Source organism: Kitasatospora sp. NPDC088861 (assembly GCF_044750105.1).
Classification (GTDB): Bacteria; Actinomycetota; Actinomycetes; order Streptomycetales; family Streptomycetaceae; genus Kitasatospora.
Genome location: NZ_JBIVJF010000006.1, coordinates 171,842 through 196,686 on the forward strand (window position 1 = coordinate 171,842; position 24,845 = coordinate 196,686).

Genomic DNA, 24,845 nt, shown 5'->3' on the forward strand with positions numbered 1-24,845 from the left:
GCCCCGCCACGCCCCGGCCGGCTCAACCGTCTTTGCCCCGGCCCGAGGGGCTCAGAAACCAGTGGAGACGCCGCCGTCCCGCGTGACCGGCGAGAACGCCAGGCCGCCACGCGCCGAGGCCCGAACCCCGCGAGGGTTCGGGCCTCGGCGCGTGGCGGCCTGCGCACGCGGTCGGTCTGCGGCTGGGGTGTGATCAGCCGATCTGGCCCCAGGGAGAGAAAGGACCGCCGGGGGTGGCCTGGCTGCTGCCGGCGACGTTGCCGTTGGCGGAGGTCACATAGATGGCGATGGTGTTGAGCCGGCTGAACACCGCGCTCGGATCGCTGGCCACACCCGTCGGGTCACCCGCGTCCGCGACCGTGCCCCACGACCCGAACGGACCGCCCGGAGTGTTCTGGTTGGTGCCCTGGATGGTCCCGGCGGTGGTGCGGGCGTAGACCACCATGAGGCCGCTCGGTGTCTGGAGCGAGGCCGGCTTGCCGACGAACCCACCACCCGTCGAAAGCTGCTGCCAGGGAGAGAAAGGACCACCAGGCGTGCCCTGACCGGCACCGGCGACGTTGCCGCTGGCAGACGTCACATAGACCGCGATGGTGCCGGACTGAGTGAACACCACACTCGGATCACTGGCCACACCCGTCGGATCACCCGCGTCCGCGACCGTGCCCCACGACGCGAACGGACCGCCCGGAGTGTTCTGGTTGGTGCCCTGGATGGTCCCGGCGGTGGTGCGGGCGTAGACCACCATGAGGCCGCTCGGTGTCTGGAGCGCAGCGGGCGTGCCGACGAACCCACCACCCGTCGAAAGCTGCTGCCAGGGAGAGAAAGGACCACCAGGCGTGCCCTGACTGGCACCGGCGACGTTGCCGCTGGCAGACGTCACATAGACCGCGATGGTGCCGGACTGAGTGAACACCACACTCGGATCACTGGCCACACCCGTCGGGTCACCCGCATCAGCAACCGTGCCCCACGACCCGAACGGACCGCCCGGAGTGTTCTGGTTGGTGCCCTGAATGGTGCCCGCGGTGGTGCGGGCGTAGACCACCATGAGGCCGCTCGGTGTCTGGAGCGCGGCCGGCTTGCCGACGAACCCACCACCCGTCGAAAGCTGCGCCCACGGAACGAAGGGACCGCCGGGGGTGTTCTGGTTGGTGCCGTACACGTTGCCGTCCGCACCGACCCGGTACAGGGCGATGGTGCCGTTGCTGGTGAGCACCGTCGAGTCGGCGGAGCCCCGGGCGGTGGAGGCCTGCGGCGCGATGGTGAAGACGCCGCCCTGGTAGGTGTGCTCCTGGCCGTCGATCTCGTTGGCGATCATCGAGATGTTGAACGTGCCCGCCGCCAAGGGGGCGGTGTCGAAGGGGACTTGGTAGTTGGTGGCGCCGCCGCTGGTGGCGCGGAAGCGGTTGTAGTAGCCGTTCGGGCCGGTGACCACGTAGTCGAGCCAGTTGATGACGCCGCTCTGCGTCGGGTGTGCCGTGAGGTTCAGCGTGCCGGACACGGTCTGGCCCGAGTTGAAGCCCCACAGCAGGACGTTGAAGTCGGCGGGGATGGCGGGAGCGAGGTTCTTGGAGCGCAGCAGCTCGAAGGAGGAGGTGGGGTAGCCGTCGATGGATGACCAGTGGGTGTTGGCCGAGTACTCCTTGGTCGGGACGCTGCTGTTGTCCTCGGCGATGTACGTGAAGTCGCCGGCGGCCTGGTTGGTCCAGCCTGCGAAGAGGTTGATGTGCTTGCCGGCGACGGCGAGGGCGTCGCCGGGCTGGAGCTGGGACCAACTGCTGAGCTTGGTGCTGTACTTCGGGTCGTCGATACCGGGTGCGGGGTACGTGACCGGCGGGCTGCCGGGGAGTTGCCAGGCCATGTCGACGAGACCGCCGCAGTCGGTGCGGTACGGGCCGCCGACCGCGCTGTCCGAGAACGACTGCCCCTGGTTGTAGGTGACCCCGTGGGCGACCCAGTCCCGGGCGCGCCGGACCATCTGGGCGCCGGTGAGCTTGTTCCCGACACCGGTGCCGAGGGTGCCGGTGGAGGTCGGCGTCCTGTTGCCGTCCGGGTAGTAGGTGCCGTCCGCCGAGGCGGGGGAGGCGGTGAGAAGACCGGCGGCCACGGCGGTCGCGGCGAGCACGCAGACGCGGCGCAGGGCACGGGCAGGACGGGGCGTGCTGGGCATGGGGGTCCCCTTGGATGTGGGCGGGCGAGCGAGGGTCGGTGCGGGTCAGCGAGGGTCAGCGAGGGTCAGTGCGGGTGGACGGCGGCGGCGTACCGGCCGGCCGTTGCTGCGGTGAGGGCCCGGGCCAGCAGGTTCTCGGCCAGGGCGTGCGCGGTGGTCGGGCCGTCCGCGCGGACGAAGAGCACCAGGGCGATGCGGCCCCGGTCCGGTACGGCGCGGACGTGTTCGAGCCCGTGCTCCGGGGTGGCGTGCGCCCACAGGACGTCCTCGACGATCCGCGCCGCGGCGGTCGTGGTGGGCGCACCGCTGGTGTCCACGACGGTGGCCCGGACGGGGAGCACGGCGATCAGTCCCAGCCGATGCCGCTGGCGGACGGGCCGGCCACGACCGGCGGCACGGTGGTGGTGGAGCCGTCCCAGCCGATACCGTCCCCGTCCCCGGCCCCGCCCGCCACGACCGGCGGCACGGTGGTGGGACCGTCCCAGCCGATGCCCGCCGGCGCCGTGGTCGCGGCGGTGGCCGAGGCCGCGGGCGCCAGGATCCCCGACAGGGCGACGGTGACGGCGGCGGTGGCGAGCAGGCGGGCGGTCTTGGACATGGCGGCACCCCAGGCGGCTTGTGTGGTGGGAGATCTGATCGAGGACCAGAACTTCGGGGAGGCTGTTCGGCGGTTGCCCCGCCGCTCTCCCGGTGACCACCATCCTGCTGGCACCGCCCGCGCCCCGGAAGGTGAGAACCCCGTCAGCAACCGGCCTGGCCGCTTCAGGACCCGGCGCCCCGGCGCCCGCCGCGTTGTTCGTGAGATCCCCGTGCCCACCACCGGCTCACAGCGGTCATGGTCACGGACTCCTTCGACAACCGCTTCCACTACGGACTGTCACGGCTGCTGCCCCCGAGAGCCTGAACCCGAGACCGGGAGGCGAGCGCGGGAGGCGAGCGCATCGAATCGGCCGGACCCCGCCCGGGGCAGGACTGCTTGTGGAGTCGAAGCCGGGCTGGGATGATCCCGATGTGTCGCACGGCGGCACGGCACGTTCGACATCGCACCGGGGGGCTGCGCGCATGCTGGACATGCTGGGGTTGGACCGTGTCTCGGAGGCCGTCTACCGGGCCATGCTCGCCGATCCGCAGGGCGGCGTCAGGGAGTTGTGCGACCAGCTGGGCCTGCCCGAGCCCGCCGTACGGGAGGCCCTCGACCGGCTGGCCGACCTGCAACTGCTCCGTGCCTCCCGGGAGGCACCCGGGGTTCTGCTGCCGGTGAGCCCCGCGCTCGGCCTGGAGCTGATCCTGCGCCGCCAGGAGCAGGAACTGCTGCGCCGCCAGCAGGATCTGGAGATCGGCAAGGCCGCTGCCGCCCGGGCGATCGCCGAGTACGCCGACCTGCGGCCGAACACCCCGGTCGAGACCGCCGAGCGCCTGGTGGGCCTGGACGCGATCCAGGCCAAGCTGGAGATCCTCGCCCAGGCGGTCACCGGGGAGTGCCTGTCCGTGATGCCCGGCGGAGCACAGTCCCGGGCCAGCCTGGACGCCTCCCGGCCGCTGGACGAGGCGGCCATGCGGCGCGGGGTGGCACTGCTGACGCTCTACCAGGACAGCGTGCGGCACGATCCGGCGACGCTCGCCTACGCCCGCTGGATGACCGAGGAGAGCGGACTGGTCCGCACCTGCCCGACGCTGCCGCCCCGGATGCTCATCTTCGACCGCCAGGTCGCCGTGGTCCCGATCGACCCGGCCCACACCCGGCTCGGCGCCCTGTGCACGCGCGAGCCCGGGATCGTCGCCTCCCTGGTCGCCCTCTTCGAGCGGACCTGGCAGGCCGCCGTCCCGCTCGGCGCCGACCGGCGCAAGGACACCGAGACCGGCCTCAGCGCCACCGAGCAGGAACTCCTGCGGCTGCTCGCGTCCGGCCTCACCGACGAGGCCGCCGGCCGGAACCTGGGCCTGTCGGCACGCAGCGTCCGCCGCCAGATGGCCGGGCTGATGGAGCGCCTCGACGCGTCGAGCCGCTTCGAGGCCGGCCTCAAGGCGGCGCAGCGCGGCTGGCTCTGAGCGGCCGCTCCCCCGGCACCCGGCCGGCTACGGTCGCCGGGCGGCTACGGTTGCAGGCCGGCTACGGTCGCCGGGCGAGCAGGTCCTTGATCACGGTGTCGAACCCCCGTGGGGGGCGACCGAGAAGCTCAGCGACGTCGTTCGTCGCCCGGTCGTACCGGTTCTCGCCGTGCAGCCTGGCCATCGTGGCGATGTGGTCGAACACGTGGTCCGGCAGGCCTTGGCTCTTGAGGTCGTGCTCCAGCCACTCCTGGTAGGGCACGTCGACGTAGGTCACCTCGCGGCCCAGGGCGGCGGAGAACTCGGCCGCGATGGCCGTCATGTCGCGGGATCGAGCCCCGGTCAGTTCGTGGACGCGGCCGGTCCGGGGGGCAGGATCGAGCAGGAGTGCGGTGACGACCTCGGCCACGTCGGCGGCCGCGACCGGTGAGGTCCGGGCCGAGCCGAAGGGGAGGCGGATCGTGCCGTCCCGCCGGATCGAAGCCGCCGCCACCTTGGTGAAGAGCGGATTCTCCATGAACACGGTGGGCCGGACGTGGACGACCGGCGCCCCGGACCAGTCGAGGACGTGTTCGGCGAGGTAGTGCAGTCGCTGCTGCCGGGACTCGGCGTCGCTGGTGAGGTCCATCTGCGAGACGGTCATCTGCGAGATGCTGACCAGCAGTTCCAGGCTGACGCTCTCCCGGGCGGCGACCGCCACCGTCGCCGCGGCCTCCAGGTAGGCGGACGACACGCTCATCCCGAAGTAGGCCCGGTGGCAGCCGGCCAGCGCCTCGACCACGTCCGCACCACGGGTGAGGTCACCGACCATCACCTCCACGCCGCCCATCGTCCTCAGGTCCGAGGCCCGTTCGTCGTCGTGGTGCACGAGAGCCCTGACGGGCACGTTGTGCGCCCGCAACCCCTCCAGGATCCTTCGCCCGACTCCGCCGACCCCACCGCCGGCGCCGGTGACAAGGACAGGTTCTACGAGCACGACGATTGCCTCCCACCTACCTGACCGGGACATCCGGTGCACTGCCAACGCTCCCGCGCCGGGAAGGTTCCGCGGGTCCTTGACGCCAGGGCGGGCGCGTCGGCGTCCGTGAGGGCAGGGCGGGCGCATCAGCCTCCGATCCGGTCCGGATCGCGGGCCTGGCGAGCGGAGGCGGCGAGCCGGTCGGCGAGCGCGATGACGAGGCCGCGGAGTTCGTCCGGCCGCTCGATGACGAACGGCCGGTCGAGCGAGGCGAGGACGGGGGGCAGCCAGTCGAGCCGCTCCGCCCGCAGTTCGACGTGCAGCCACCGCTCGGTGTGCGGATCCGTTCCTTCCTCGGGTACGGGTTCCTCGATGCTCGCGACACTGGCGGGGAGCCGGGCGCGGATCTGCTCGACCGTCCCGTGGATCCGCAGGGTCACTTCGTACCGGTACGCGGCCTTGGCGAACCCGGACAGGACGCGCTGGGCCGGATCGAGCCCGGCGGGCGGCTCGAACGAGCCCGGCAGGGGCCTCGCGTCCGCGATGCGATCGAGCCGGAAGGTCCGGTCCTGGCCGGTCCCGGGATCGATCTCGGGATCGGCGCCCGTGACGTACCACCGGCCCGCGTGGGTGACGATCCCGTACGGGTGCAGCGTGCGTTCGCTCCGCCGGCCGTCCCGGGCGGTGTACCTGATCGAGATCGGGCGGCGATGGCGCACCGCGTCGGCGACGGCGAGCAGGACGCCCGTCTCCGGGGTGGCCGCCTCGCCGGGCTCAGCCGTGAAGGCGAGGGATTCCAGGACGGTGTCGAGCCGACGGGCGAGGCGCTCGGGCAGTGCCCGGCGGATCTTGGCCGCCGCCGTCTCGCCCGCGGTCTCGGTCGCCGTCCCGGTCGCCGTCAGCAGCCCCGCCCTGCGGCCCGCGACGAGGCCGAGCAGCACGGCGAGCGCCTCGTCGTCGTTGAGCATGAGCGGAGGCAGGCGGTACCCGGGGGCGAGCCGGTACCCGCCGTAGCGGCCGCGGACCGCCTCGACGGGGATGTCGAGGTCGACCAGGTGGTCCACGTACCGCCGCACGGTGCGCCCGTCGACGCCGAGCCGGTCGGCGAGTTCGGCCACCGTCCTGATGCCGCCCGACTGCAGGAGTTCCAGGAGGGTGAGCACACGGCTGGTAGGTCGGCCCATGTCCACGAGCCTAGCGCTGATACCGGACCGATTCTGTCCACTATTTCCTCTACCGTCCGGGGTGCAACGACTTCACCGACCCGAGGAGAGAGCACCATGGACTTCGTTTCGATCCGGATCATCACGGACGACATCGCACGCCTCGTCGGCTTCTACGAGCGGGCCACGGGGGTACAGGCGCACTGGTCCACCGAGGACTTCGCCGAACTGCGGACCGCCGGCGGGACCCTCGCGATCGGCAGCACCCGGACCGTGGCGCTGTTCGCGCCCGGCTCTGCCCGTCCGGCCGACAACAACAGCGTGATCTTCGAATTCCTCGTCGCCGACGTGGACGGCGTGTACCGGAACCTGACCGGCTTCGTCACCGACTTCGTGACCGAGCCCACCACGATGCCCTGGGGCAACCGGTCGCTCCTGCTCCGTGACCCCGACGGCAACCTGGTCAACTTCTTCACACCCGTCACGCCGGCGGCCGTCGAGAGGTTCGCCCGCTGACGACAGCACGGCCGCCCGGGCGGGAGCCGGTCCCCGCGGCACGCTCCGCACCGGCTCGCGGGCCCGGGCCGCCGCCGGGGGTGGTCGCGGGCGGAGGGCGGGTGCGGCAACCTGGTACCACCGCCCCGCCCGACCGCGACACCATGGGGCCCGCCCCACCGCCGATCCCCTGAGGAGCACGTCATGAACGACCGCACCCGCGAGCACCTGCTCGCGGCCATCGAGATCGCGGCCGACGCCCGGGCGCACGGCAACCACCCCTTCGGAGCGCTGCTGACCGACTCCGCCGGGAACGTCCTGCTCACGGCCGAGAACTCGGTGCTGACCGACCGCGACGTCACCGCCCACGCGGAGACCAATCTGGTGCGGCAGGCCTCGCGCACCCTGGCCCCGACGCAGCTCGTCGACGCCGTCCTGTACACGAGTACCGAACCGTGCGCGATGTGCGCCGGGGCGATCTACTGGAGCGGCATCCGCAAGGTCGTCTACGCGCTCGCGGGGGCGGAGCTGAACGCCATCGCGGGAGTGGACCCGGAGGAGCCGGTGCTCGACCTGCCGTGCCGCCAGGTCTTCGCCGCCGGCGGCAGCACCGTGGAGGCGTCCGGCCCGCACCTCTTCGAGGAGGCCTCCGCGGTGCACACGGGGTACTGGGGGTAACGCTCTGGCCCACCCCGGGACTCCTCTGTCCGGCTCCTCTGTCCGGCCCGTCAGTCCGGCGGCTCGGGCGGGCGGGGCAGGCCCGGCTCGGGCTCGGGCTCAGGCCCGGGCGGCGCGGGTGACGGCGTAGCGGGGCCCGGGAGCACCGGATCCGGCGGCGGCTCGGGCACGCCGGGCGGCAGCGGAGGATCCGGCACCACCGGCGGACTGACAGGTCCGACGGACTGGGACTGCGGCTGGGGCTGGAGCTGCGTGGAACCGTACGGCATGACTGCTGCTCCCTTTCGTCAGAAGATCCGACCGCCGTAGAACGGGTCGTAGTAGAGCCCGTAGCGGTCGCGGACGTCGGCCGACACGTTGGCCGCGCCGTCGTCGAGGCCGGGACCGTTCCTGATGTCGTCCTTGGACCGGTCGACGTACACCTTCTGCTCGCCGATCTCGATCCGGATCACGGTGCCGGCGGGCAGGAGCACCCGCCTGCCGAGGATCCACGGACCGGTGTCGACGACCAGGTGCTGGGCGCCGACCGCCTCGGACAGCTTGTCGATCTTGCCGATCGCTCCGTCGGTGGCCTCGACGTGGAAGCCGATGAGGTCGGTGCCCGCCGTGTGACCGGCGGTGTCCCGGAACTCCCAGATGTTGACGCGATCACTCACGACCGTCTCCTTCCGTCGTCGGGTCTGGCTGTCAGGTCCGGCTGTCAGGTCTGACTGCCTGATCGGTCTGCCTGATCGGGCTGCCGGTACGCTTCGGCTGCCCCCGATCCGGAGGTTCATGCCACCGTGTCGTCGACCGTGGCCCCGACCGGTCCGCCGCCCTCCTCGACGTGGCGCTTGAAGTCGGTCAGGTCGTCGATCACCCGGCGGTCGACGAACCCGAGCGCCTCGGCGAGGTGCTCCCAGAGCCCGTGCGGTTCGACCTCCAGCTGGAACATCACCCGGGTGGCGGCGTCGCCCACGGCGTGGAAGGTGACCACGCCCTGGTGCCGCACCGGGCCAGGGCCGCTGTCCCACGCCACGCGATCGTTCTCCACCAGCTCCGTGGTCACGGCGGTGAACTCGCGCGGGCCGGCGGCGGTCCGGACCACCCAGCTGGTGTCCTGGCCCGACCGGTCGACCCTGACCACACCCCGCATGAACTGCGGGAACTCCTCACACCTGACCCAGCTCTCGTAGACCGTGCCGAGCGGCGCCGCCACCTCGACGGACTCCTCGATCCGGTGCATCGCTCCTCCTGACATGTCGGTGCCCGCCCGGGCCGGCGGGCCTTCAGGCTCCGGCTGCCCCGTTCCCGGCCCGGTATGCACCCCGGCTGAACCCTCGACGCGGCCCCTCGGCTCGCCCCCCTCACCCGTCTCCCCCGCCTCGTCCCCCTCGTCCCCCTCACCCGAACGGCCCATCGCCGTGGTCGGGCCCCCACCTCACCTCCGGCAGGTGTGAATCCCGCCGAACGGGAAAACGGGCTCCGGGAAGCGGGCCCGGGGAAGCCCGCCCACAGCGCCGGCCCGGGGAAGGCCGGCCCACAGCGCCGCGCTGCGGCCGTCGCGGAGGGAGAGCGAGCGTGTGGTGGAGCCTGTTCCGTCTGCTCCTGGCAGGTGCGGGGGTGGCCCTGACCACCTACGTCCTGGACCGGACCGCCGAACGGCTGGTCCGCAGATTCGCCCCGCACCGGCCGGGCAGCGTCATGCCGGGGATGCTGCGCAGTTGCCGGCGACCCCTGGTCACCGTGCTCGCCGCCTCGCTGTCCCTCGCCGTCCAGCCGTGGGTCGGCGGTTCGCCGGAGACCCGGGAGCAGCTGCACCACCTCCTGGTCCTGCTGGCGATCGCCTCCGGCGGATGGCTCGGCGCCCGGGTGGTCGGGCTCGTCGTCGAAGGCGCCGTCCGCCTCGCCGTCCACCGCCGCGACCCCTCCTCGGCCGGCCGCGCCCGCACCCAGGCGGGCCTGCTCGGCCGGATCTGCCAGGCGATCATCGCGATCGCCGCCCTGGGCGCGATGCTGATGACCTTCCCCTCCGTGCGCGGCATCGGGACCAGTCTGCTCGCGTCCGCGGGCCTGGTCGGCGTGGTCGCGGGCATCGCCGCTCAGAGCGTGCTGGCCAACCTCTTCGCCGGGGTGCAGCTGGCCTTCGGCGACCTGGTCCGGATCGGCGACGTGGTCGTGGTGTCCGGCGAGTGGGGCACCGTGGAGGAGATCACCCTCACCGCGGTGGTGATCGCGACCTGGGACCAGCGCCGCCTGGTGATGCCGATGTCCTACTTTGCCGGCCGCCCGTTCGAGAACTGGTCGCGCCGCTCCAGCCGGATCACCGGCACCGCCTTCCTCCACCTCGACCACCGGGCCCCGGTCCCCCTGCTGCGCAAGGAGTTCGACGCGTTCCTCGCCGACAGCCCCCTCTGGGACGGCCAGGGCAGCGCCCTACAGGTCGTCGACACCACGCCCACCACCATCGTGGTCCGGCTCCTGGCGACCGCCGCCAACGCCGACGACGCGTTCTCCCTCCGCTGCCAGCTCCGCGAACACCTGGTGACGCACATCTGCGAACACCACCCCGAAGCGCTCCCCCGGGTGTCCGTCACCCCGGCGCCCCGGACCGAGCCTGACACCCCGCGCGCCCCCTTCCCCCCACCCGCTCAGTAGTCACTCAGTAGCCGCTCAGCAGGGCACGCACCCGTCGCAGCTCCTCCGGACCGACCGTGCTGTGCCAGCGGCCCGGGTCCGCCGGACGCCGCCCCCACAACAGCAGGACGCGCACCGCGGCGTCGCTCTCGATGGTGGCCGGGCCCTCGGGCGGGGCCAGGGCGATGGACGCGCCGCCGGCGTCCGCGGTCACCAGGACGTCGTCGGTCCCGGGGACGCGCAGGCGGGCCTCGACGCGCCCCCCGGGCCCGAGGTCGAGTCCGGCCACGCCCCGGGCCAACAGCGGCCGGCCGACCAGCCGCACGCTGTGCGACGTCATCCACGGTTCGGCGAGCGCCTCCCGGGCCGTACGGTCGTCGCCGGTGAGGTCCCACCGGTGGAGGATCAGTTCCTCGCGCAGGTGCTCGGCGAAGAACGGCACCGTCACGGTCCGGCCGGTCCACCGCACCTCGGTGTCCGGGGGCAGGTCGCTCTCCGCGGCCGCGGCGACCTCGGCCAGTTCGGCGCAGCGGGCGGCGAAGGCCTCCCACAGCTGCGCGTCGGACATCCGCCGGTACGGCTCCTCCCGATCGAAGCCGCGGGTCTCCACGGGCTCGCCCGCGTGGAAGGCGCGCAGGACGCGGGCGAGTTCCTCGGCGTTGCCGGTCTGGTGGGCGAGGACGTCCCGCACCGTCCACGCCTCGCACCACGTCCCGTCGTCGGGCCTGCGTTCCTGGACCGCCCGTACGAACGGGACGAGTTCCGGCAGGACGTCACTGACCTCAGCGGGAATCATGCGCCATGGGTATCCCGGCCGCCGCGCCGGGCAAACCTGCCGCCGGACTGTTCGGCCGCCGGACGTTCACCTGGCGCCCCAGCCTGTGTCCGTCGGCCCTCGTGGTGACCAGACGACAAATGTTGATTCTTAAACTATAGTAGCGATGCCGCGCCACCCCGCCACCGGCCCTCCCGGGCCGCCCCCCATCTTGCGGAGGAAACCATGGACGAGCTCGTCACCGACAACACCGAGAAGTCGCGCTTCGAGATCCAGGACGGCGGAGAACTCGCCGGCTTCGCCGAGTACCACCGCTCCGACGACGAGATCGCCTTCATCCACACCGAGATCGACCCCCGCTTCGAGGGCCGCGGCCTGGCCGGCCGACTGGCACGCGCGGCACTGGACACGGCCCGCGAGCAGACACTCGCCGTCCTCCCCTACTGCCCCTTCATCCGCGGCTGGATCACCAAGCACCCCGAGTACACCGACCTGGTCCCCGCCTCCCACCGTGCCCGCTTCGGCCTCTGAGCCGCCCGCCGGCCGGCGCCCCGGCGAGAAGCGGGAGGCCCCCCGGCCCCGGATTGCCAACTCCCCCGCCGGGGAGGCGGCTTGCCGGACGCGATGACGCCTCGCACAATCACTGTTATGTCCACAACCAACTCGGGAAGTCACTCCGCGCCGCCCCCAGCCCCGGCCCCTGGCAGGCGCGTGCTCCTGATCGGCGCGTCCCGGGGCCTCGGGCTCGCCCTCGCCCAGGAATGGGCGAGAGCCGGCTGGCAGGTCGTGGCCACCGTACGCGGCTCGGGCCGGACCGGGCTGCACGAGCTCGCCGACGCCCACGCCGGGCAGGTCGAGGTCGAGGTCGAGACCGTCGACATCACCGAGCCCGAGCAGGTCGCGACGCTGAGCGCTCGCCTGGCCGGCCGGACGTTCGACCTGCTCTTCGTGAACGCCGGCGTCACGAACCAGCCCGAGGGCACGGTGGCGCAGACCTCCACCGAGGAGTTCGTCCGGGTCATGGTCACCAACGCGCTGAGCCCGCTGCGCGTCATCGAGGCCCTTCAGGACCTCGTCGAGCCCGCGGGCACGATCGCGGTGATGTCCTCGGGCCAGGGCAGCGTGGCCAACAACGAGCGCGGCGGCCACGAGGTGTACCGCGGCAGCAAGGCCGCGCTCAACACGTTCATGCGCAGCTACGCGGCGCGGCACAGCGGCGAACCCCGGCCCCTGGTCCTCATGGCCCCCGGCTGGGTGCGCACCGACCTGGGCGGCTCGGACGCCCTGCTCGGCATCGACGAGAGCATCCCGAACGTGGTCAGGACGCTCGACGCCCTCCGGAGCAGCCCGGGCCTGCACTACGTCGACTACCTCGGCCGAACCGTGGCCTGGTGAGCGCGGCGCTCCGGAGCACCACGGCGCGGATGGGCCGCGAGTTCGACCCGACCGTCGAGCCCGCGCAGCACCCTGCTCCCCTCGCTCAGGAGGGAAGGGACGCGAGCCAGTCGGTCAGGATCCGGTTGACCTCGGTGGGGCGTTCCTGCTGGACCCAGTGCCCGCAGCCGTCGAGGATGTGGCAGGAGAGCAGGCCGGGCAGGGTCGCGGGGTAGGCCGCGATCGCATCGGCCAGCCAGGTGGTGGAGGCGTCCCGGCTCCCGCCGATGAACAGGGACGGCTGGGTGACGGGGGCGCCGTCGAAGTCGGCGAGGTCCTCCCAGTCCCGGTCCATGTTCCGGTAGCGGCCCAGCGCACCGCTCATGCCGGTTCGCTCGAACTCTCCGGCGTAGACGTCGAGTTCCTCCGCGCTGAGCCAGCCGGGCCGCCGTCCGACGGGGAACCGGTCACGAAGTGTCCCGCCACGGCTGACGAAGTGCGGGTCGGGCGCGCCGGGCGCCGGCATGGTGTCGGCGGACAGCGCGGCGTAGAAGCCCGCGAGCCAGCCGCGCACGTCCGGTTCGATCTCGGCCTCGGCCCGACCCGGCTCCTGGAAGTAGGAGACGTAGAACTCCTCGTCGCCGCCCAGTTGGGCGAAGACCTCGCCGGGCCTCGGTCCGCCCCGCGGGAGGTAGGGAACGCTCAGCAGCCCCACAGCGCGGAAGACGTCCGGTCGGATCAGGGCGGAGTCGGCGGCGATGGTCGATCCCCAGTCGTGGCCGACGATCACCGCGGACCGTTCACCCAGGGCGTGCACCACCGCGACGTTGTCCTCGACCAGGTCGAACATCCGGTACGCGGTCACCTCCTCGGGCCTGGAGGAGCGCCCGTACCCGCGGACATCGATGGCGACCGCGCGGTATCCGGCAGCGGCCAGCACCGGCAACTGGTGGCGCCAGGAGTACCAGGACTCCGGGAACCCGTGCAGCAGCAGGACCAGCGGCCCGGTGCCCTGCTCCACCAGGTGGATCCGGCCGGCGGGCGAGGGGACCAGCCGGTGAGTGGGGCCCGTGGTCCGCGACGGTGACATGTGTCCTCCTGGTATCTCGATCCGACGTACACCAAGTTCGGTTCGGCAAGCTGATGTTCGGCGGCACGATGCCGATGCGGTGCCGATTCAGGTGCCGACGCAGTGCCGATCATGCTGCGCGCGCACCGAGGAGGGCGAGGCCTGTTGCCATTTCGGCAAAGCGGCCCGCGCCCCGCCCGTGGCGATGCTCCGATCGGTCACCCCGATGGCCCGCACAGCTACGCCTCGCGAGCAACGCGCTCAGCTGGCCACCGCGGTCTCCCCCGCACCCGCACGCACCGCCCAGACCGACGCGGTGTGCCGCTGTTTCTCTCCACCCGGGCACTGTCAGGGCATGGGGGTTCTCCCGTGACATCGCCGCCGGTTCGTCGACGCCCCCAACCGGCCGGGTCGTCGTGGACGACCACCCGATCATGGGTGCAATCGTTCTCCGAGCCCCTACACCCTGGAGAAGACCCGCTGCGCGCTCCCCCGCGGCTGACCGCCCAGGCCGGCCACCGCGCCCTTTCGTTCCTCCTGCAGATAGATCTCGCAGTCACCACCGGGGTAGTAGTCCCGCAGCACCACGAAGACTCCCGACCCCGCGTCGTCCACACTCCCGGTCCGCCAACTCCCCTGGTACTCCCCCAATGCCACGCCCTGCCCGACGGGATCCTTCGCACAGAAGTACCCGTCGAGCCGCACCTCGCCGAGCCGCCCCCCCTCCCGCAGTTCGATCACCTCGTCCCGCGACGCCCAACGCCCCACGTAGTCCTTCGGATCCGGCCCTCCCGACCGGGCCTTCAGATACCCCGCCAGACCGGCGATCAGCAGGACACCCGCGAGCAGGACGGCACCCTCCCGGGACTTCAGGTACTTCCATCGACCAGCCACAGCTCCCCCTCGCTCGATGCCGCCGTACTCGAAATCACCGCGGCATCTCAGCCCTTCTCCATGACGAACCCCTTGGTCGCCAGAAGCCACAGGTCCTTCCCGTTGTCCATGGCCGTCAGCCAGATCCTGCAGTTGCCTCCCCCGTCCTTACGGGTCGCCGTCACATACACCCCACGACCGGCGTCATCGAGGTAGGACTCCTTCCAACTCCCCTCCAGTTCCGTCGGCTGCGCCGGATCGGCCGCCGCGCTGTTGCACACGTAGGCCGGCACCTTCGCGGACCCGACCCGTCCGTCCGGGAGGAACTCGAACACCGCCGTTCCACCGCTCCACCGTCCGACCGGGTCGGGCACCTCAGGCCAGGAAGGCCGGAACGTCAGCCACACGACCACGCCCACGCCGAGAACACCGAGAGCCCCACCCAGCACGCCGAAGAAGACGCGCCGTCCCCTCGCCACACGATCCTCCATCGAATACCTGATCGATCACTCCGCATGACATCAAGCACCGAGGACAGTAGTGACCGGCGCCCCGTCGCAGCGAACCTTGAGCGCGTCTCACCGATGTATGACGGACCGCGGGGGCCCAGTAGTTCTCGCGACTGGGCCCACCTGTGTGCTTCTGTCGCGCACCTGCCCATTCTTGACGCTTCGGACACTATCCCTCCCATTGGCATGTACGCGAGAATCACTCGGGTGAACATCATCAGCGAACACTCAACGCCCCGCGGACGAGCCCGCCGACAGGGAGCGAAGATCTCGCTCCTGCTCACCGCCCTTCTCGCCGGCTCCGCCCTCTGCCCGGCGACGGCCTCCGCCGCCGGGCAGGACCCGGAACAGATCTGTGGCCACACGGTCCAGGGCCGCATCCTGGAAAAGTACCGGGAGTACCGAACCACGCTCGGCTGCCCCCGGACCGACGAACAGACCGCTCCCGACGGGGTGGGCCGGTTCAGTGTCTTCGACGGCGGCTCGATCTACTGGAGCCCCTCCACCGACGCCCACGCCATCTGGGGCCTCATCCGCGACAAGTGGGCCGCCATAGGCTGGGAGAAGGGCTCCCTCGGCTACCCCACCAGCGACGAAATCTCCCTCCCCGACGGCGCCGGGAAGCGCCAGGTGTTCCAGGGCGGCTCGCTCTACTGGCATCCCACGCGCTCCAACGGCGTCCACCCCGTCTGGGGCCTCATCGGCCAGCGCTGGGGACAGGCGGGCTGGGAAGGCGGGGTGTACGGCTACCCCGTCACCGACGAACTCCAGCAGGAGGGCGTCACCCAGATGTTCGAGCACGGCCCCATCCGGTGGTCGCCGAACGAGACCGCGAACCCGCTGATCCCCCGCGCGAACGCCCAGTTCTTCCAGGGCAGCCCGGCCCCGGGCGATCTGAAGGAGAGCGCCACGCTGCTGCCCAAGGGCCCCGACCGGGGCATCGTCGTGGTGCGCGGCTACATCGGCGACGACGGCAACCCGGTCAACCACGCCCTGGGCAACCACCGTCTGTGGAGCACCGAACCCGAAGCCAGCTCCAAGGTGGCCATCGCCTGGGACACCGCCACGGGCCAGGTCGGGATCTACGTCGACCAGTCCTGTGTCGGGGATCTGACGTGCCGCAATGCCAAGCCTCTGGTGCGTACCGAGCACGCCAAGGTGGTCCAGGACGACCGGACCCCGCAGAACGAGTACTGGGCGGAGCCCTACGGTGACGGCGGCATCCGGGTGGACGTGTCAGCGGTCAACTCGTTCGTGGACGTCCCGGGCTCGCAGTACGCGGATCTCGGCCGGATCAACGCGACGTTCCACATCTACCCGCACGGCTACGACGACAAGAACAAGAACTTCACCGGCTTCGACGTCGACACGAACAAGGACAAGTACCCGTCCTGGGAGGTCCTGCGCTACCCGCGCCTGCTGGAGAACTCCGGTTCCCCGCAGGCTCTGTGGCAGGGCGCCGTGTGGCAGGGTTCCATCACGAACCTGAAGGCCCCGCAGCACCTGTGCTACCGGAACGACCCGGACCACGCACCCGTCAACATGACCTGCAACTGATCAACGCGGGAGGCCGGTCCGTCCGGTCTCCCGCTCGGTCCGCCGGCACGATGTACGCCCTGGCGCAGTGGGCGCCGATTCCGGCGCTGCGGAGGTGGCCGGGCGCGGGCCGGCAAGCCTCGGTCAGCGCACGATGAAGGCCTCGGTGACGTGCACCGCGGTGCGCCTCCCTCCCCGACGGGAAGGAAGGGGCACCGCGCGTCACGGCCGGCCGCTCAGCACCGCATGGCTTCGGCCTTCTCCAGGGCGAGTACTTGGAGGCTCCGCGGTACGGCGACCGTGTGGACGGGGTGGCGCACGCCGTCGCCCGCGAGAACAGCACCGGGTCTCGCAGGGAAGCACGTCATGCGACTCATTCTCCTCCTACCGTCCAACTCATCGCTGCCAGCGCCGGATTCACGATGACTGTGACCCTACGGTTCGTCGATGTCCTCGACCGCCCCGGGGTTCTCGTAGAGCGGCCGGCCCCCACTCGTAGGCGGTGACCGTGGTGGCCGAGCCGGCGACGAGGTCGGGGTCCCGGCGGACGGTCACCATGGCGACCGGATACCGCAGGAACCAGCCGGCCACCAGCGCGGCCACACCCGGGTGTTGCCGTCCGCCGAGGACGGCGTCTTGCCCGTGGTGTGCCAGGCGTGCGAGGAGTTCAGAAGTCTGAACGCCCAGAGCGCCGCCCCGCTCACTGGCGGGCAGGTCGGGGCAGTTCGTCGAGCCAGGCGCCGATGAGGCCCTGGACGGTCTCGGCGCACTCGACCTGCGGGTTGTGGCCGACGCCGTCGAGCACCGTCGCCGCCATCCGGGGGTAGTGGTCGAGCAGGGCGAGTTGGTCGCGCCAGCCCACCAAAGCGTCCTGCCGGGTGGTGACCAGCAGGTGCCGGCCCTGGTGCTCCGGCGCGCGGTGTTCGGGCCAGTGCGGCAGCAGGAAGTCGGCTTCGAGTTCGGCGGCGGCCGCCGGGTCGTGCGCGCGCCATCCCGGCCGGACGTACTGTTCGAAGAGCTTCCAGTTGCGCGCGGTGTGACGGGCCATAACGAGGCCGAAGAGTTCGCGGTCGGCGGGCGGGAGCCGGTCGAGGAGCTCGTCGTCGCGCTCGGACACGGTCACGCCGGGCAGGGTCCGGTCGGGGCCCCAGTGCACGACCGGTACGAGCAGCGCCGAGCCCAGGACCTGCGCCCCGAACCTCGCCGTCACCGCCCGGGCCAGCTGTCCACCGAACGACTGCCCGAGCACGGCGAAGGGCTGCTCACCCAGTTCGGCGTGGATCCAGTCGAGGACGGCGTCGGCCAGGGTGGCCGCCGAGGTCGTCCCCGGCAGCCGGGGGCTGGTGCCGTGGCCGGGGAGGTCGAGGTAGAGCCGCCGCCACCCGGGGCGGTCGGCGAAGGCGGGTTCGACGGGGAGCAGGACCCGGTGGTCGACGGTGTAGCCGTGGATCATGACGAGCGGTGTGCCGTCGCCGAATTCGAGGTGCCGGATGGCGGAGTCGGTCATGACGGAAGGGTCCAACCATCACACCAGTGGCAAGGTCAAGCCGACCGCCCGGCAGGCCGACAGGCCGCCCGCGGCGCGTCCCGACGTCGGCTCACACCTCGGACGCACCCCTCAGGCTCACACCAACAGACACACACCTCGGGCTCACGCCTCAGGCCCGGCTCTTGACCTCGGTGAGGTACTCCCGGATGGCATCACGGTTACGGGTCAGGCACTGGATCCGACGGGTCATCCGCTCCGTCTCGGACTCCAGGGTGCCGATCATCTCCGGTGTGGCGTCGGCGAAGTGGATCGTCCGCGGGCTGTCCAGGCAGGGCAGGATCTGCCTGATGATCCGCGTGGGCAGTCCGGCGTCCAGGAGTCCGCGGATTTGCAGGACCCGGTCGACGAGGTAGTCGTCGTAGGCCCGGTAGCCGTTCGCCTCGCGGTGCGCGGTGATCAGGCCCTGCTGCTCGTAGTACCGCAGCAGGCGCGGAGGAGTGTCCGTCAACCGGGCGAGTTCGCCGATACGCATGTGACCACCCTCACGCCCGACCGGTGCCGTTCCGGGCTGGACCTTGACATGGATGTCAAGGATAGACGATCGGGCCCATGCCCGAACTTCACTCCCCCAGCCCCTCGAACCCGCCCGCCACCCGGCTTCCCCAACCCTCGGACCCGCCCGCCGCCCGGCTGCCCTGGCCCAGCCTGCTGGCCCTGAGCACCGCCGGATTCGTCACCATCATGACCGAGGCCCTGCCCGCCGGCGTGCTGCCCGCGATGAGTGCGGACCTCGGCGTCAGCCAGTCCGGCGCCGGGCAGTCCGTCACGCTCTACGCGGCCGGTTCCATCGCGGCCGCCATACCGCTGACCGCCGCTACCGCCGGCTGGCCGCGCAAGCGCCTGCTGCTGCTGTCCGTCGGCGGCTTCGCCGCGGCCAACGCCGTCACCGCGGTCTCGACGAACTACCCCCTCACCATGGCGGCGCGCTTCGCCGCGGGCCTGGTCGCAGGCCTGCTCTGGGCCCTGCTGGCCGGGTACGCCCGCGGCATCGTCGCGCCGGAGCAGCGCGGCAGGGCGATGGCCGTCGCCATGGGCGGCTCGACGGTCGCCCTGTCGGTGGGCGTGCCCGCCGGCACCCTGGTCGCCGCGCTGGTGGGCTGGCGCACCACCTTCGGACTGATGAGCGCCGTCGCCGTGGCGCTCGCCGCCTGGATGCTCGTCGCGCTCCCGGCCGTCCCGGGGCGGCCCGGCCACGCCCGCACCCCCGTCCGGCAGGTGCTGCGCATCCCGGGGGTGGCGGCCGTCCTCACCGTCACGGTGGCCTTCGTCCTCGCCCACAACCTGCTCTACACGTACGTCGCGGCGCTGCTCGCGCCCCTGGGGCTCGGCGGCCGGACCGACACCGTCCTGCTCGTCCTCGGACTGTCCTCCCTGGTGAGCATCCTCGGTACCGGGGCGCTGATCGACCGCCACCTGCGCACCCTGACGGTCGCCGCCTGCGCCCTCCTCTCCGCCGCGGCCCTGTCCGTCGCCGCCGCCCTGCTCACCGGCACCTCCTGGCCCGTCTACGGCAGCGCCGCGGTCTGGGGCCTCGCCTTCGGTGGCGCCGCCACCCTCCTGCAGACGGCGGTGGCCGACGCGGCCGGCCCGGCCGGGGACATCGCCCAGTCCCTGCTCGTCACGTGCTGGAACCTCGGCATCGCCGGCGCCGCGCTCGTCGGCGGTCTCCTCCTCGACCACGGCGGCCCGAGCACGTTGCCCTGGTCCGCCCTGGCCCTGCTCGCCGCCGCCCTGACCGTCACCGTCGCCGCCCACCGCCACGGCTTCCCCCGCCCCACCGGCCACCCGACCGGCTGAACGGTCCGGGCGTCCGGTCGACTCTGCTGCGGCAATCCCCGAGGCCGTGGTGACGGGAGTGCTGCTGGTTGCGCACGCATGTCCGCCGGACTCGACCTCCGGACGCATCGTCAGCTGCCGCAGGCACAGTCTGCGGCAACCGTCTCCTCGGTACCGGTGCGGCAGCCCCGCGGTGCGGCGTCGATCGCCCCCTTGCCCTGCGGTGCGGCGTCGACACTCTTGCCCAGGGTGTCGGCGTCGGCCTTGACGACGTAGACCTCCCAGGGCTCCTTGCCGGGGCCGGTGACCCAGACCTTGTTCTGGAGGGCGTAGCAGCAGGAGGTGTCGTTCTCCTCATCGAGGTGCCCGTCCTCATCGGCCTCGTCCACGTCGCCCTCGCCGCCCGCCGCCTCTTCCCCCAGCCCGCCAGTCCCGGAGGTTCCGCCCGTGCCTGAGCCCAAGCCGTCCGTACTCTTCGTCTGCGTCCACAACGCCGGACGCTCCCAGATGGCCGCCGCATTCCTCAGCCACCTCGGAGGCCGCCGGGTCGAGGTCCGCTCCGCCGGCTCCGCCCCCGCCGACACCGTCAACCCCGCCGTGGTCGAGGCCATGGCCGAGGTCGGCATCGACCTCTCCGCCGAGGTTCCGAAGATCCTCACCACCGAGGCCGTACAGGCCTCCGACGTGGTGATCACCATGGGCTGCGGCGACACCTGCCCGTACTTCCCCGGCACCCGCTACCTCGACTGGAAGCTCGACGACCCGGCCGGGCAGGGCCTCGACGCCGTACGCCCGATCCGCGACCAGATCGAGACCCGGATCCGCGGCCTGCTCACCGACCTCGGCATCCAGCCCAGCGTGTGAGAGCCCACCGGTAGCCCGGGGCAGTCCTCCAGGCCGGGCACACCCCGGCGGTGGCGTCCCGACACCGGGCCTTCGGCTGCCGGGCCTTCGGCTGCCGGGTATTCGGCCGCCGGGTGTTCGGCCGCCGGCCGCCGAGATCCGGACAACTCGGGCCCGCAGCCGTCCGAATTCGCCGGGATCGTCGGCGGCCGGGCGGCGGCTGCTTCTACGCTCGCGTCCACACCGTGGTCCGAGGGGGGACGCCGTGGCCCGAAGGCCCGTACGACGACGCCGGTCCACTGCCGCCCGCCGCGCGCAACAGGCCCGGGACAACGCGCTGACGCTGGGCATCGCGGCTCTGGTCGCGGTCGCCGTGGTGTCGTTCGTGCTGACGTGGCTGGCCCGCCACCTGCTCCTGGTCGCCGCGCTGCTGGCCACCGGCGTGGTGGTGGGCGCCGTCGTGCTGCGTCTGCGGCAGCTGGCCCGGCGGCGGGAGCTGGCTGCGCGCACGGCGCAGCTGCGGCACATCGGCCCGTTCCTGAGCATGACTCCGAAGGCGTTCGAGCACGCGCTGGCGGACCTGTGCAGGCGGGACGGCTGCACAAAGGTGACGGTGGTCGGCGGGGCCGGCGACCTCGCGGCGGACGTCCTGGCCACCACTCCGTCCGGGCAGCGGCTCCTCATCCAGGCCAAACGGTACGGGCCACGGACCTCCGTCGGCTCCCAGGACGTCCAGAAGGTCAACGGCACCTACCGCGACGTCCACCGCTGCGACCTGGCGGCCGTGGTGACGACCAGCTCGTTCACCAAGGCCGCCGCCGCGTTCTGCGCGAACGTCGGCATCCACGCCATCGACCGGCGGGCACTGGCCCTGTGGGCCGAGGGAACCGGCAAACCCCCCTGGGCCTGACGCCTGACCGCCCGGGCCCGCACCGTCGTGGGGCTCGGGCGGCCTCGTCGCGCGCCTGCGCCGTCCTGGTGCGTGTGACGGGGTCAGGTGGTGCAGGTGGGGACGTTGTCGAGCCAGGCCGGGCCCTGGACGTAGATGTTGCTGATCCAGCCGCGGTAGTCCGGCAGGTAGGACCAGGCGTCGTTGACGTAGCCCTCGGCCTCGACCTTCTCGGCGTGCTGCTGGCACTGGATGCGGACCGTCGTGGGGCCGGGCAGGACGGCGACGGGCGGGTTGGCGGTCGACGGGGTGGGGCGGATGTTCACCCCGCTGTTCCAGGTCCGGCGGTCGGCGCCCGCGGGGACGTCCGGCGTGTAGCGCAGGGCGCCGGCGTAGTCGGCGGCCGTGTGGCTGGAGAAGTCGGAGACCATGAGGCGGGTGTCCGATTCGCGGGCCTCGACGATCTTTCCGCCGCCGAGGTAGATCGCCACGTGGTGGACGTGGGACAGGCCCCAGAAGACCAGGTCGCCGGGGCGCAGCACACCCTGGTCGCGGCCGAGTTGCTGTCCGGGCAGGCGGGAGATCTCGGCAGCGTCCTGCTGCCCGACGACGTCGCTGCCGACGGCCTGGGACCAGGCCCAGCGGACGAAGCCGGAGCAGTCGAAACCGACCCGGAAGGGGTCGTTCCCGGAGCGCTCGGGGTCGCTGGGGTCGACCTGGCCGTACGTCGCGCCGGGGGTGGTGCCGTGCCCGCCGCCCCAGGTGTACCAGGTACCGGCGGCGACCTGGCCGCAGGCGGCGGCGATGGCCCGGCCGGCGGCCTCCGATATCGGGGCGCCCTGCGCGGCACACGCGGCGTCGGCCGGCCCGGACGTGGCGTCGGCGCGGGCCGGGGGCGTCACCGCCGCCAGCAGGGCGACCACCAGGCAGACCAGCAGACTGGCCAGAGCGATACCACGAGTGTTCGTTCTCAACGGAGGTCCTCTTTCACCGAGCCGGGACGAAGCTGAACGGAGCGGAACGGGTTACGGGACTGACCATCCTCCTGCGGAAGCCCGGCATCAACGCCCCTACCGAATCGGACAGTTGACGAAACACCGTCGCCCCGCCCCCAGACGGGCCCCTCGCTTGGCGGGGCAGAGGGCGTCCTGTACGCCACCTGTGAACGTTCGCCGCGCGCCGGTACCGTCCTTGTAACAGCGCGGTCCTGCGGGGCCGGTGTGGCCGCGATCTCGGGAGAGCAGCCGCGCTTGAGGAACACCACACACATGTTGAGGACCTTCACCAAGACGTTCGCGGACCCCCACACCCAGCAGCGCTCCCTGGCCCACCACCGCTGGATCGCCCGCACCAACCCCGACGTACGCATCCCCCACGTCGTCCACGTCCACCCCACCGCGATCGACTACGAGCACCTCGACGGCCACCACGGCACCCCCGACGACCTACTGACCCTGGCCGACCTCCTCGGCCACCAGCACACCACCGCCCACACCCACGACCTGCACGCCGCCCGCCTGAACGCACCCCACACCAGCACCGACGACACCAGCACCGACCGCACCAGCCATGACCACACCAGCGGCGCCGTCACGACCGCCGCCGTCACGACCGCCGACGTCACGATCGACGACTTCGCCGACAGCCGCCGCGAGCGCCTCCACCGGCTGCTGGCCACCGGCACCGTACCGGCCCCGCTCCTGACCCCCGGCGCGATCGACGGCTGGCTGGAGCAGGCCGCCACCATGCCCGCCGCCTTCTACAAGGACGCCAACCCGCGCAACTTCCTCATCACCGACACCACGGTCGCCGTCGTCGACTTCGACTCCCTCACCCTCGCCCCCTTCGGCTACGACCTCGCCAAGATCATCGTCACCATCGCCATGACCGCCGGCCCCCTGCCCGAGGACACTATCCGGCGGGCCGTAGCCGCCTACAACCGCCATCCCGAGCAGCGCGGTCTTCCCGGATGCTCCTGGCGCGAGTTCGCCGCATGGTGCGAGTTCCACCACATCCTCACCACGCCCCACCACGGCACCAACGGCTACCGGTACAGCTGGCACGCGATCAGGCCGGCCTGGACCACCGACATCCTTCGGAACTCCGACAACAAGTGAACACCATGACGAACACCAGCATGACGCTCCATTCGGTCTATCAACCGACAATGTGACACATCTGCGTGATGATCCGATTTCAGACGGTGATCGACACGTTCTCGACAGTCCCACCGATCCACTCATCGCGGACGGGCCCTTGCCGCCACGCTGTACCCGCCGCCACCCCTACGGGTGCGCGAGATCAGGAGGGGACATGGCGAGGGGCACCACCCACCAGGTCGAACTGCTACGCGCAGAAGTCGGGACGGCCCTTCAGGCCGGCCTGGAGGAGATCCGCAACCACACCGACAACCTGCGAGCCGAACTCACCGCGACGCTGGCGGCCGGCCTGAGCGAACACCGCGACGAGTTCTTCGAGGCGATCGCCAGAGGGCAGCAGGAAACCAACCGCGCCCACCAGGACAACCGCAGCCTCCACCGCCAGTTGGGCAACCTGCGCAACGAACTCAGCGCTCGGCAGAACAGTGGCCGCGCCCCCCTGGACGGCGGCCCCACCGAGGCGCCTCGGCCCGCCGTCGACTCCCCCGAGGCCGTGGGCCAGCCCGCGGAGGCCGCTCCGGAGATCGAGGGCCCGGACGAAGCCGCTCACCCGCCCGGCGGTGATGCCGGCAGCAGCAACTCCCCCGGTACCAACGAACTTCCCGACGCCGAGCCCCCGGCATCCGGGCAGGCCGCGCAGCGGGCCACAGAGCAGGCCTCCCCCTCCGTGGCCGGCGAGGCCGCGGAATCCGACAGCGAGGAGACAACCGTGTCCGAGACCACCCCTGCCGACGACGCGCCGACCGCCCCGCACGTCCTCGCCGAGGACCAGCTCAGCCAGATCGCGGCCGAGGTCGCCGCCCGACTCGCAGACCTGTTCCGCCCCTCCGGCCCCACGGAGCACGACACGAAGGTCGATCTGGAGGGCACGGAAGCAGTCGCGCCGGACCAAGCCGTCATCGACGACCTCCCGAGCGGCCGCGCCGACGACGTGTCCGGTCTCATCCCGGAGCCCTTCGTCTGGGAGAACCACGTCAACACCCTCCTCAAGGCCGCAGCCGTGAAGACCGTCGCGATCTCCTGCCACCCCGAGACCTGGGACTTCCTGGCCGCCCAGGCCGAGGGCGGCGACCACTTCTCGAAGCCGGTCAACGACGGCAACGAGGACACGATCCTGTCCGGCCCCAGCACCATCGCCCTCCTCAACGCCCTCCGGGAAACCGCCTACAGCGGAGTCGGCAACGGCAACGGCACCAGCATCGGAACGTGGGCCCTCGCCGTCACCAGCTACGAGCGCATCGCCGCCGTCATCAACAGCACCCGCCCCGCCGACGAACAGGCCGGCAACGACCGCCTGCACCAGCCGCACATCGTCCTCGACGACCGCAGCACCGACAACTCACCCCCCACCGGCTGACCCG

26 protein-coding genes and 2 pseudogenes are annotated in these 24,845 nt (G+C 71.9%); 13 read left to right on the forward strand and 15 right to left on the reverse strand.

From position 1 onward, the window contains the following. Positions 1 to 193 precede the first annotated feature (193 nt). The 3 genes from ACIP37_RS13975 to ACIP37_RS13985 form a co-directional block, all read right to left on the reverse strand. The gene (locus ACIP37_RS13975) at positions 194 to 2,173 is read right to left on the reverse strand and encodes a hypothetical protein (RefSeq protein WP_400843834.1); all 1,980 of its coding nucleotides are present in this window, start codon (positions 2,171 to 2,173) and stop codon (positions 194 to 196) included. A 65-nt stretch (positions 2,174 to 2,238) separates the two neighbouring features. Continuing rightward, on the reverse strand, positions 2,239 to 2,514 hold the full coding sequence (locus ACIP37_RS13980; protein WP_363627717.1) for a hypothetical protein: 276 nt from the start codon (positions 2,512 to 2,514) through the stop codon (positions 2,239 to 2,241). A 5-nt stretch (positions 2,515 to 2,519) separates the two neighbouring features. After that, positions 2,520 to 2,771, reverse strand: coding sequence for a hypothetical protein (locus ACIP37_RS13985; protein ID WP_363584340.1), 252 nt, complete (start codon positions 2,769 to 2,771; stop codon positions 2,520 to 2,522). A gap of 464 nt (positions 2,772 to 3,235) precedes the next feature. Between ACIP37_RS13985 and ACIP37_RS13990 the strand changes: the two genes are divergently transcribed. Continuing rightward, positions 3,236 to 4,222, forward strand: a complete 987-nt coding sequence (locus ACIP37_RS13990) for a LuxR C-terminal-related transcriptional regulator (RefSeq protein WP_363584338.1) — start codon at positions 3,236 to 3,238, stop codon at positions 4,220 to 4,222. A gap of 61 nt (positions 4,223 to 4,283) precedes the next feature. Here the strand turns inward: ACIP37_RS13990 and ACIP37_RS13995 are convergent, their stop codons facing one another. Beyond that, positions 4,284 to 5,231: an NAD(P)H-binding protein gene (locus ACIP37_RS13995; RefSeq protein WP_400843837.1), complete on the reverse strand. Its 948-nt coding sequence runs from the start codon at positions 5,229 to 5,231 to the stop codon at positions 4,284 to 4,286. A gap of 95 nt (positions 5,232 to 5,326) precedes the next feature. After that, positions 5,327 to 6,364, reverse strand: coding sequence for a helix-turn-helix transcriptional regulator (locus ACIP37_RS14000; RefSeq protein WP_400843840.1), 1,038 nt, complete (start codon positions 6,362 to 6,364; stop codon positions 5,327 to 5,329). Between the two features lie 96 nt (positions 6,365 to 6,460). Here ACIP37_RS14000 and ACIP37_RS14005 point away from each other — a divergent pair, with 96 nt between their 5' ends. Then, complete coding sequence (locus ACIP37_RS14005; protein WP_363584334.1) at positions 6,461 to 6,859, forward strand: VOC family protein; 399 nt, start codon at positions 6,461 to 6,463, stop codon at positions 6,857 to 6,859. A gap of 183 nt (positions 6,860 to 7,042) precedes the next feature. After that, positions 7,043 to 7,516, forward strand: a complete 474-nt coding sequence (locus ACIP37_RS14010) for a nucleoside deaminase (protein ID WP_363584332.1) — start codon at positions 7,043 to 7,045, stop codon at positions 7,514 to 7,516. Positions 7,517 to 7,803: 287 nt separating this feature from the next. Here the strand turns inward: ACIP37_RS14010 and ACIP37_RS14015 are convergent, their stop codons facing one another. After that, on the reverse strand, positions 7,804 to 8,172 hold the full coding sequence (locus ACIP37_RS14015) for a PRC-barrel domain containing protein (protein ID WP_400843845.1): 369 nt from the start codon (positions 8,170 to 8,172) through the stop codon (positions 7,804 to 7,806). A 116-nt stretch (positions 8,173 to 8,288) separates the two neighbouring features. Beyond that, positions 8,289 to 8,741 carry an SRPBCC family protein gene (locus ACIP37_RS14020; protein ID WP_363584330.1) on the reverse strand — a complete coding sequence of 151 codons (453 nt, stop codon included), beginning with the start codon at positions 8,739 to 8,741 and terminating at the stop codon, positions 8,289 to 8,291. 377 nt (positions 8,742 to 9,118) lie between these two features. On the opposite strand from ACIP37_RS14020, the gene ACIP37_RS14025 reads away from it, so the two are divergent. After that, positions 9,119 to 10,153, forward strand: a complete 1,035-nt coding sequence (locus tag ACIP37_RS14025; RefSeq protein WP_400843848.1) for a mechanosensitive ion channel family protein — start codon at positions 9,119 to 9,121, stop codon at positions 10,151 to 10,153. A 4-nt stretch (positions 10,154 to 10,157) separates the two neighbouring features. On the opposite strand, the gene ACIP37_RS14030 is transcribed toward ACIP37_RS14025, so the two are convergent. Beyond that, positions 10,158 to 10,928, reverse strand: coding sequence for a maleylpyruvate isomerase N-terminal domain-containing protein (locus ACIP37_RS14030; protein WP_363584326.1), 771 nt, complete (start codon positions 10,926 to 10,928; stop codon positions 10,158 to 10,160). Between the two features lie 204 nt (positions 10,929 to 11,132). On the opposite strand from ACIP37_RS14030, the gene ACIP37_RS14035 reads away from it, so the two are divergent. Next, on the forward strand, positions 11,133 to 11,438 hold the full coding sequence (locus ACIP37_RS14035; RefSeq protein WP_400843852.1) for a GNAT family N-acetyltransferase: 306 nt from the start codon (positions 11,133 to 11,135) through the stop codon (positions 11,436 to 11,438). A gap of 117 nt (positions 11,439 to 11,555) precedes the next feature. Beyond that, positions 11,556 to 12,302 (forward strand): SDR family oxidoreductase, encoded by a 747-nt coding sequence (locus tag ACIP37_RS14040; protein WP_400843854.1) that lies wholly within the window; start codon positions 11,556 to 11,558, stop codon positions 12,300 to 12,302. 85 nt (positions 12,303 to 12,387) lie between these two features. On the opposite strand, the gene ACIP37_RS14045 is transcribed toward ACIP37_RS14040, so the two are convergent. The 3 genes from ACIP37_RS14045 to ACIP37_RS14055 form a co-directional block, all read right to left on the reverse strand. Then, entirely contained in the window at positions 12,388 to 13,371 is a 984-nt protein-coding gene (locus ACIP37_RS14045; protein ID WP_400806761.1) for an alpha/beta fold hydrolase, read from the reverse strand. A 438-nt stretch (positions 13,372 to 13,809) separates the two neighbouring features. Beyond that, on the reverse strand, positions 13,810 to 14,244 hold the full coding sequence (locus tag ACIP37_RS14050) for a hypothetical protein (protein WP_363627711.1): 435 nt from the start codon (positions 14,242 to 14,244) through the stop codon (positions 13,810 to 13,812). A gap of 47 nt (positions 14,245 to 14,291) precedes the next feature. Continuing rightward, the gene (locus tag ACIP37_RS14055) at positions 14,292 to 14,714 is read right to left on the reverse strand and encodes a hypothetical protein (RefSeq protein ID WP_363622628.1); all 423 of its coding nucleotides are present in this window, start codon (positions 14,712 to 14,714) and stop codon (positions 14,292 to 14,294) included. 225 nt (positions 14,715 to 14,939) lie between these two features. Here ACIP37_RS14055 and ACIP37_RS14060 point away from each other — a divergent pair, with 225 nt between their 5' ends. Next, on the forward strand, positions 14,940 to 16,289 hold the full coding sequence (locus ACIP37_RS14060; RefSeq protein ID WP_400806757.1) for an LGFP repeat-containing protein: 1,350 nt from the start codon (positions 14,940 to 14,942) through the stop codon (positions 16,287 to 16,289). 679 nt (positions 16,290 to 16,968) lie between these two features. Here ACIP37_RS14060 and ACIP37_RS14065 read toward each other — a convergent pair. Both ACIP37_RS14065 and ACIP37_RS14070 read right to left on the reverse strand, forming a co-directional pair. Next, entirely contained in the window at positions 16,969 to 17,775 is an 807-nt protein-coding gene (locus tag ACIP37_RS14065; RefSeq protein ID WP_363627708.1) for an alpha/beta hydrolase, read from the reverse strand. 151 nt (positions 17,776 to 17,926) lie between these two features. Beyond that, positions 17,927 to 18,289: a MerR family transcriptional regulator gene (locus tag ACIP37_RS14070; RefSeq protein ID WP_363584314.1), complete on the reverse strand. Its 363-nt coding sequence runs from the start codon at positions 18,287 to 18,289 to the stop codon at positions 17,927 to 17,929. A gap of 77 nt (positions 18,290 to 18,366) precedes the next feature. Here ACIP37_RS14070 and ACIP37_RS14075 point away from each other — a divergent pair, with 77 nt between their 5' ends. Then, positions 18,367 to 19,614, forward strand: a complete 1,248-nt coding sequence (locus tag ACIP37_RS14075) for an MFS transporter (RefSeq protein WP_400806753.1) — start codon at positions 18,367 to 18,369, stop codon at positions 19,612 to 19,614. A gap of 110 nt (positions 19,615 to 19,724) precedes the next feature. Here the strand turns inward: ACIP37_RS14075 and ACIP37_RS14080 are convergent. Next, positions 19,725 to 19,949 (reverse strand): annotated as a pseudogene (locus ACIP37_RS14080) (glyoxalase/bleomycin resistance/dioxygenase family protein); the annotation flags it as partial. Here ACIP37_RS14080 and ACIP37_RS14085 point away from each other — a divergent pair. The 3 genes and pseudogenes from ACIP37_RS14085 to ACIP37_RS14095 form a co-directional block, all read left to right on the forward strand. Continuing rightward, positions 19,920 to 20,048, forward strand: a pseudogene (locus ACIP37_RS14085) (arsenical-resistance protein); the annotation flags it as partial. The pseudogenes ACIP37_RS14080 and ACIP37_RS14085 sit on opposite strands and share 30 nt — an antisense overlap. A gap of 52 nt (positions 20,049 to 20,100) precedes the next feature. After that, positions 20,101 to 20,457, forward strand: coding sequence for an arsenate reductase ArsC (locus ACIP37_RS14090; RefSeq protein WP_363584451.1), 357 nt, complete (start codon positions 20,101 to 20,103; stop codon positions 20,455 to 20,457). 244 nt (positions 20,458 to 20,701) lie between these two features. Then, a complete protein-coding gene (locus tag ACIP37_RS14095) occupies positions 20,702 to 21,346 on the forward strand; it encodes a restriction endonuclease (RefSeq protein ID WP_400806751.1) in 645 nt (214 codons plus the stop codon). An 83-nt stretch (positions 21,347 to 21,429) separates the two neighbouring features. On the opposite strand, the gene ACIP37_RS14100 is transcribed toward ACIP37_RS14095, so the two are convergent. Continuing rightward, positions 21,430 to 22,299: a C40 family peptidase gene (locus tag ACIP37_RS14100; protein ID WP_400806748.1), complete on the reverse strand. Its 870-nt coding sequence runs from the start codon at positions 22,297 to 22,299 to the stop codon at positions 21,430 to 21,432. A gap of 294 nt (positions 22,300 to 22,593) precedes the next feature. Here ACIP37_RS14100 and ACIP37_RS14105 point away from each other — a divergent pair, with 294 nt between their 5' ends. Continuing rightward, positions 22,594 to 23,442 carry a phosphotransferase gene (locus ACIP37_RS14105; protein WP_400806746.1) on the forward strand — a complete coding sequence of 283 codons (849 nt, stop codon included), beginning with the start codon at positions 22,594 to 22,596 and terminating at the stop codon, positions 23,440 to 23,442. Between the two features lie 196 nt (positions 23,443 to 23,638). Next, a complete protein-coding gene (locus ACIP37_RS14110; protein WP_400806743.1) occupies positions 23,639 to 24,841 on the forward strand; it encodes a hypothetical protein in 1,203 nt (400 codons plus the stop codon). Positions 24,842 to 24,845: the final 4 nt, after the last annotated feature.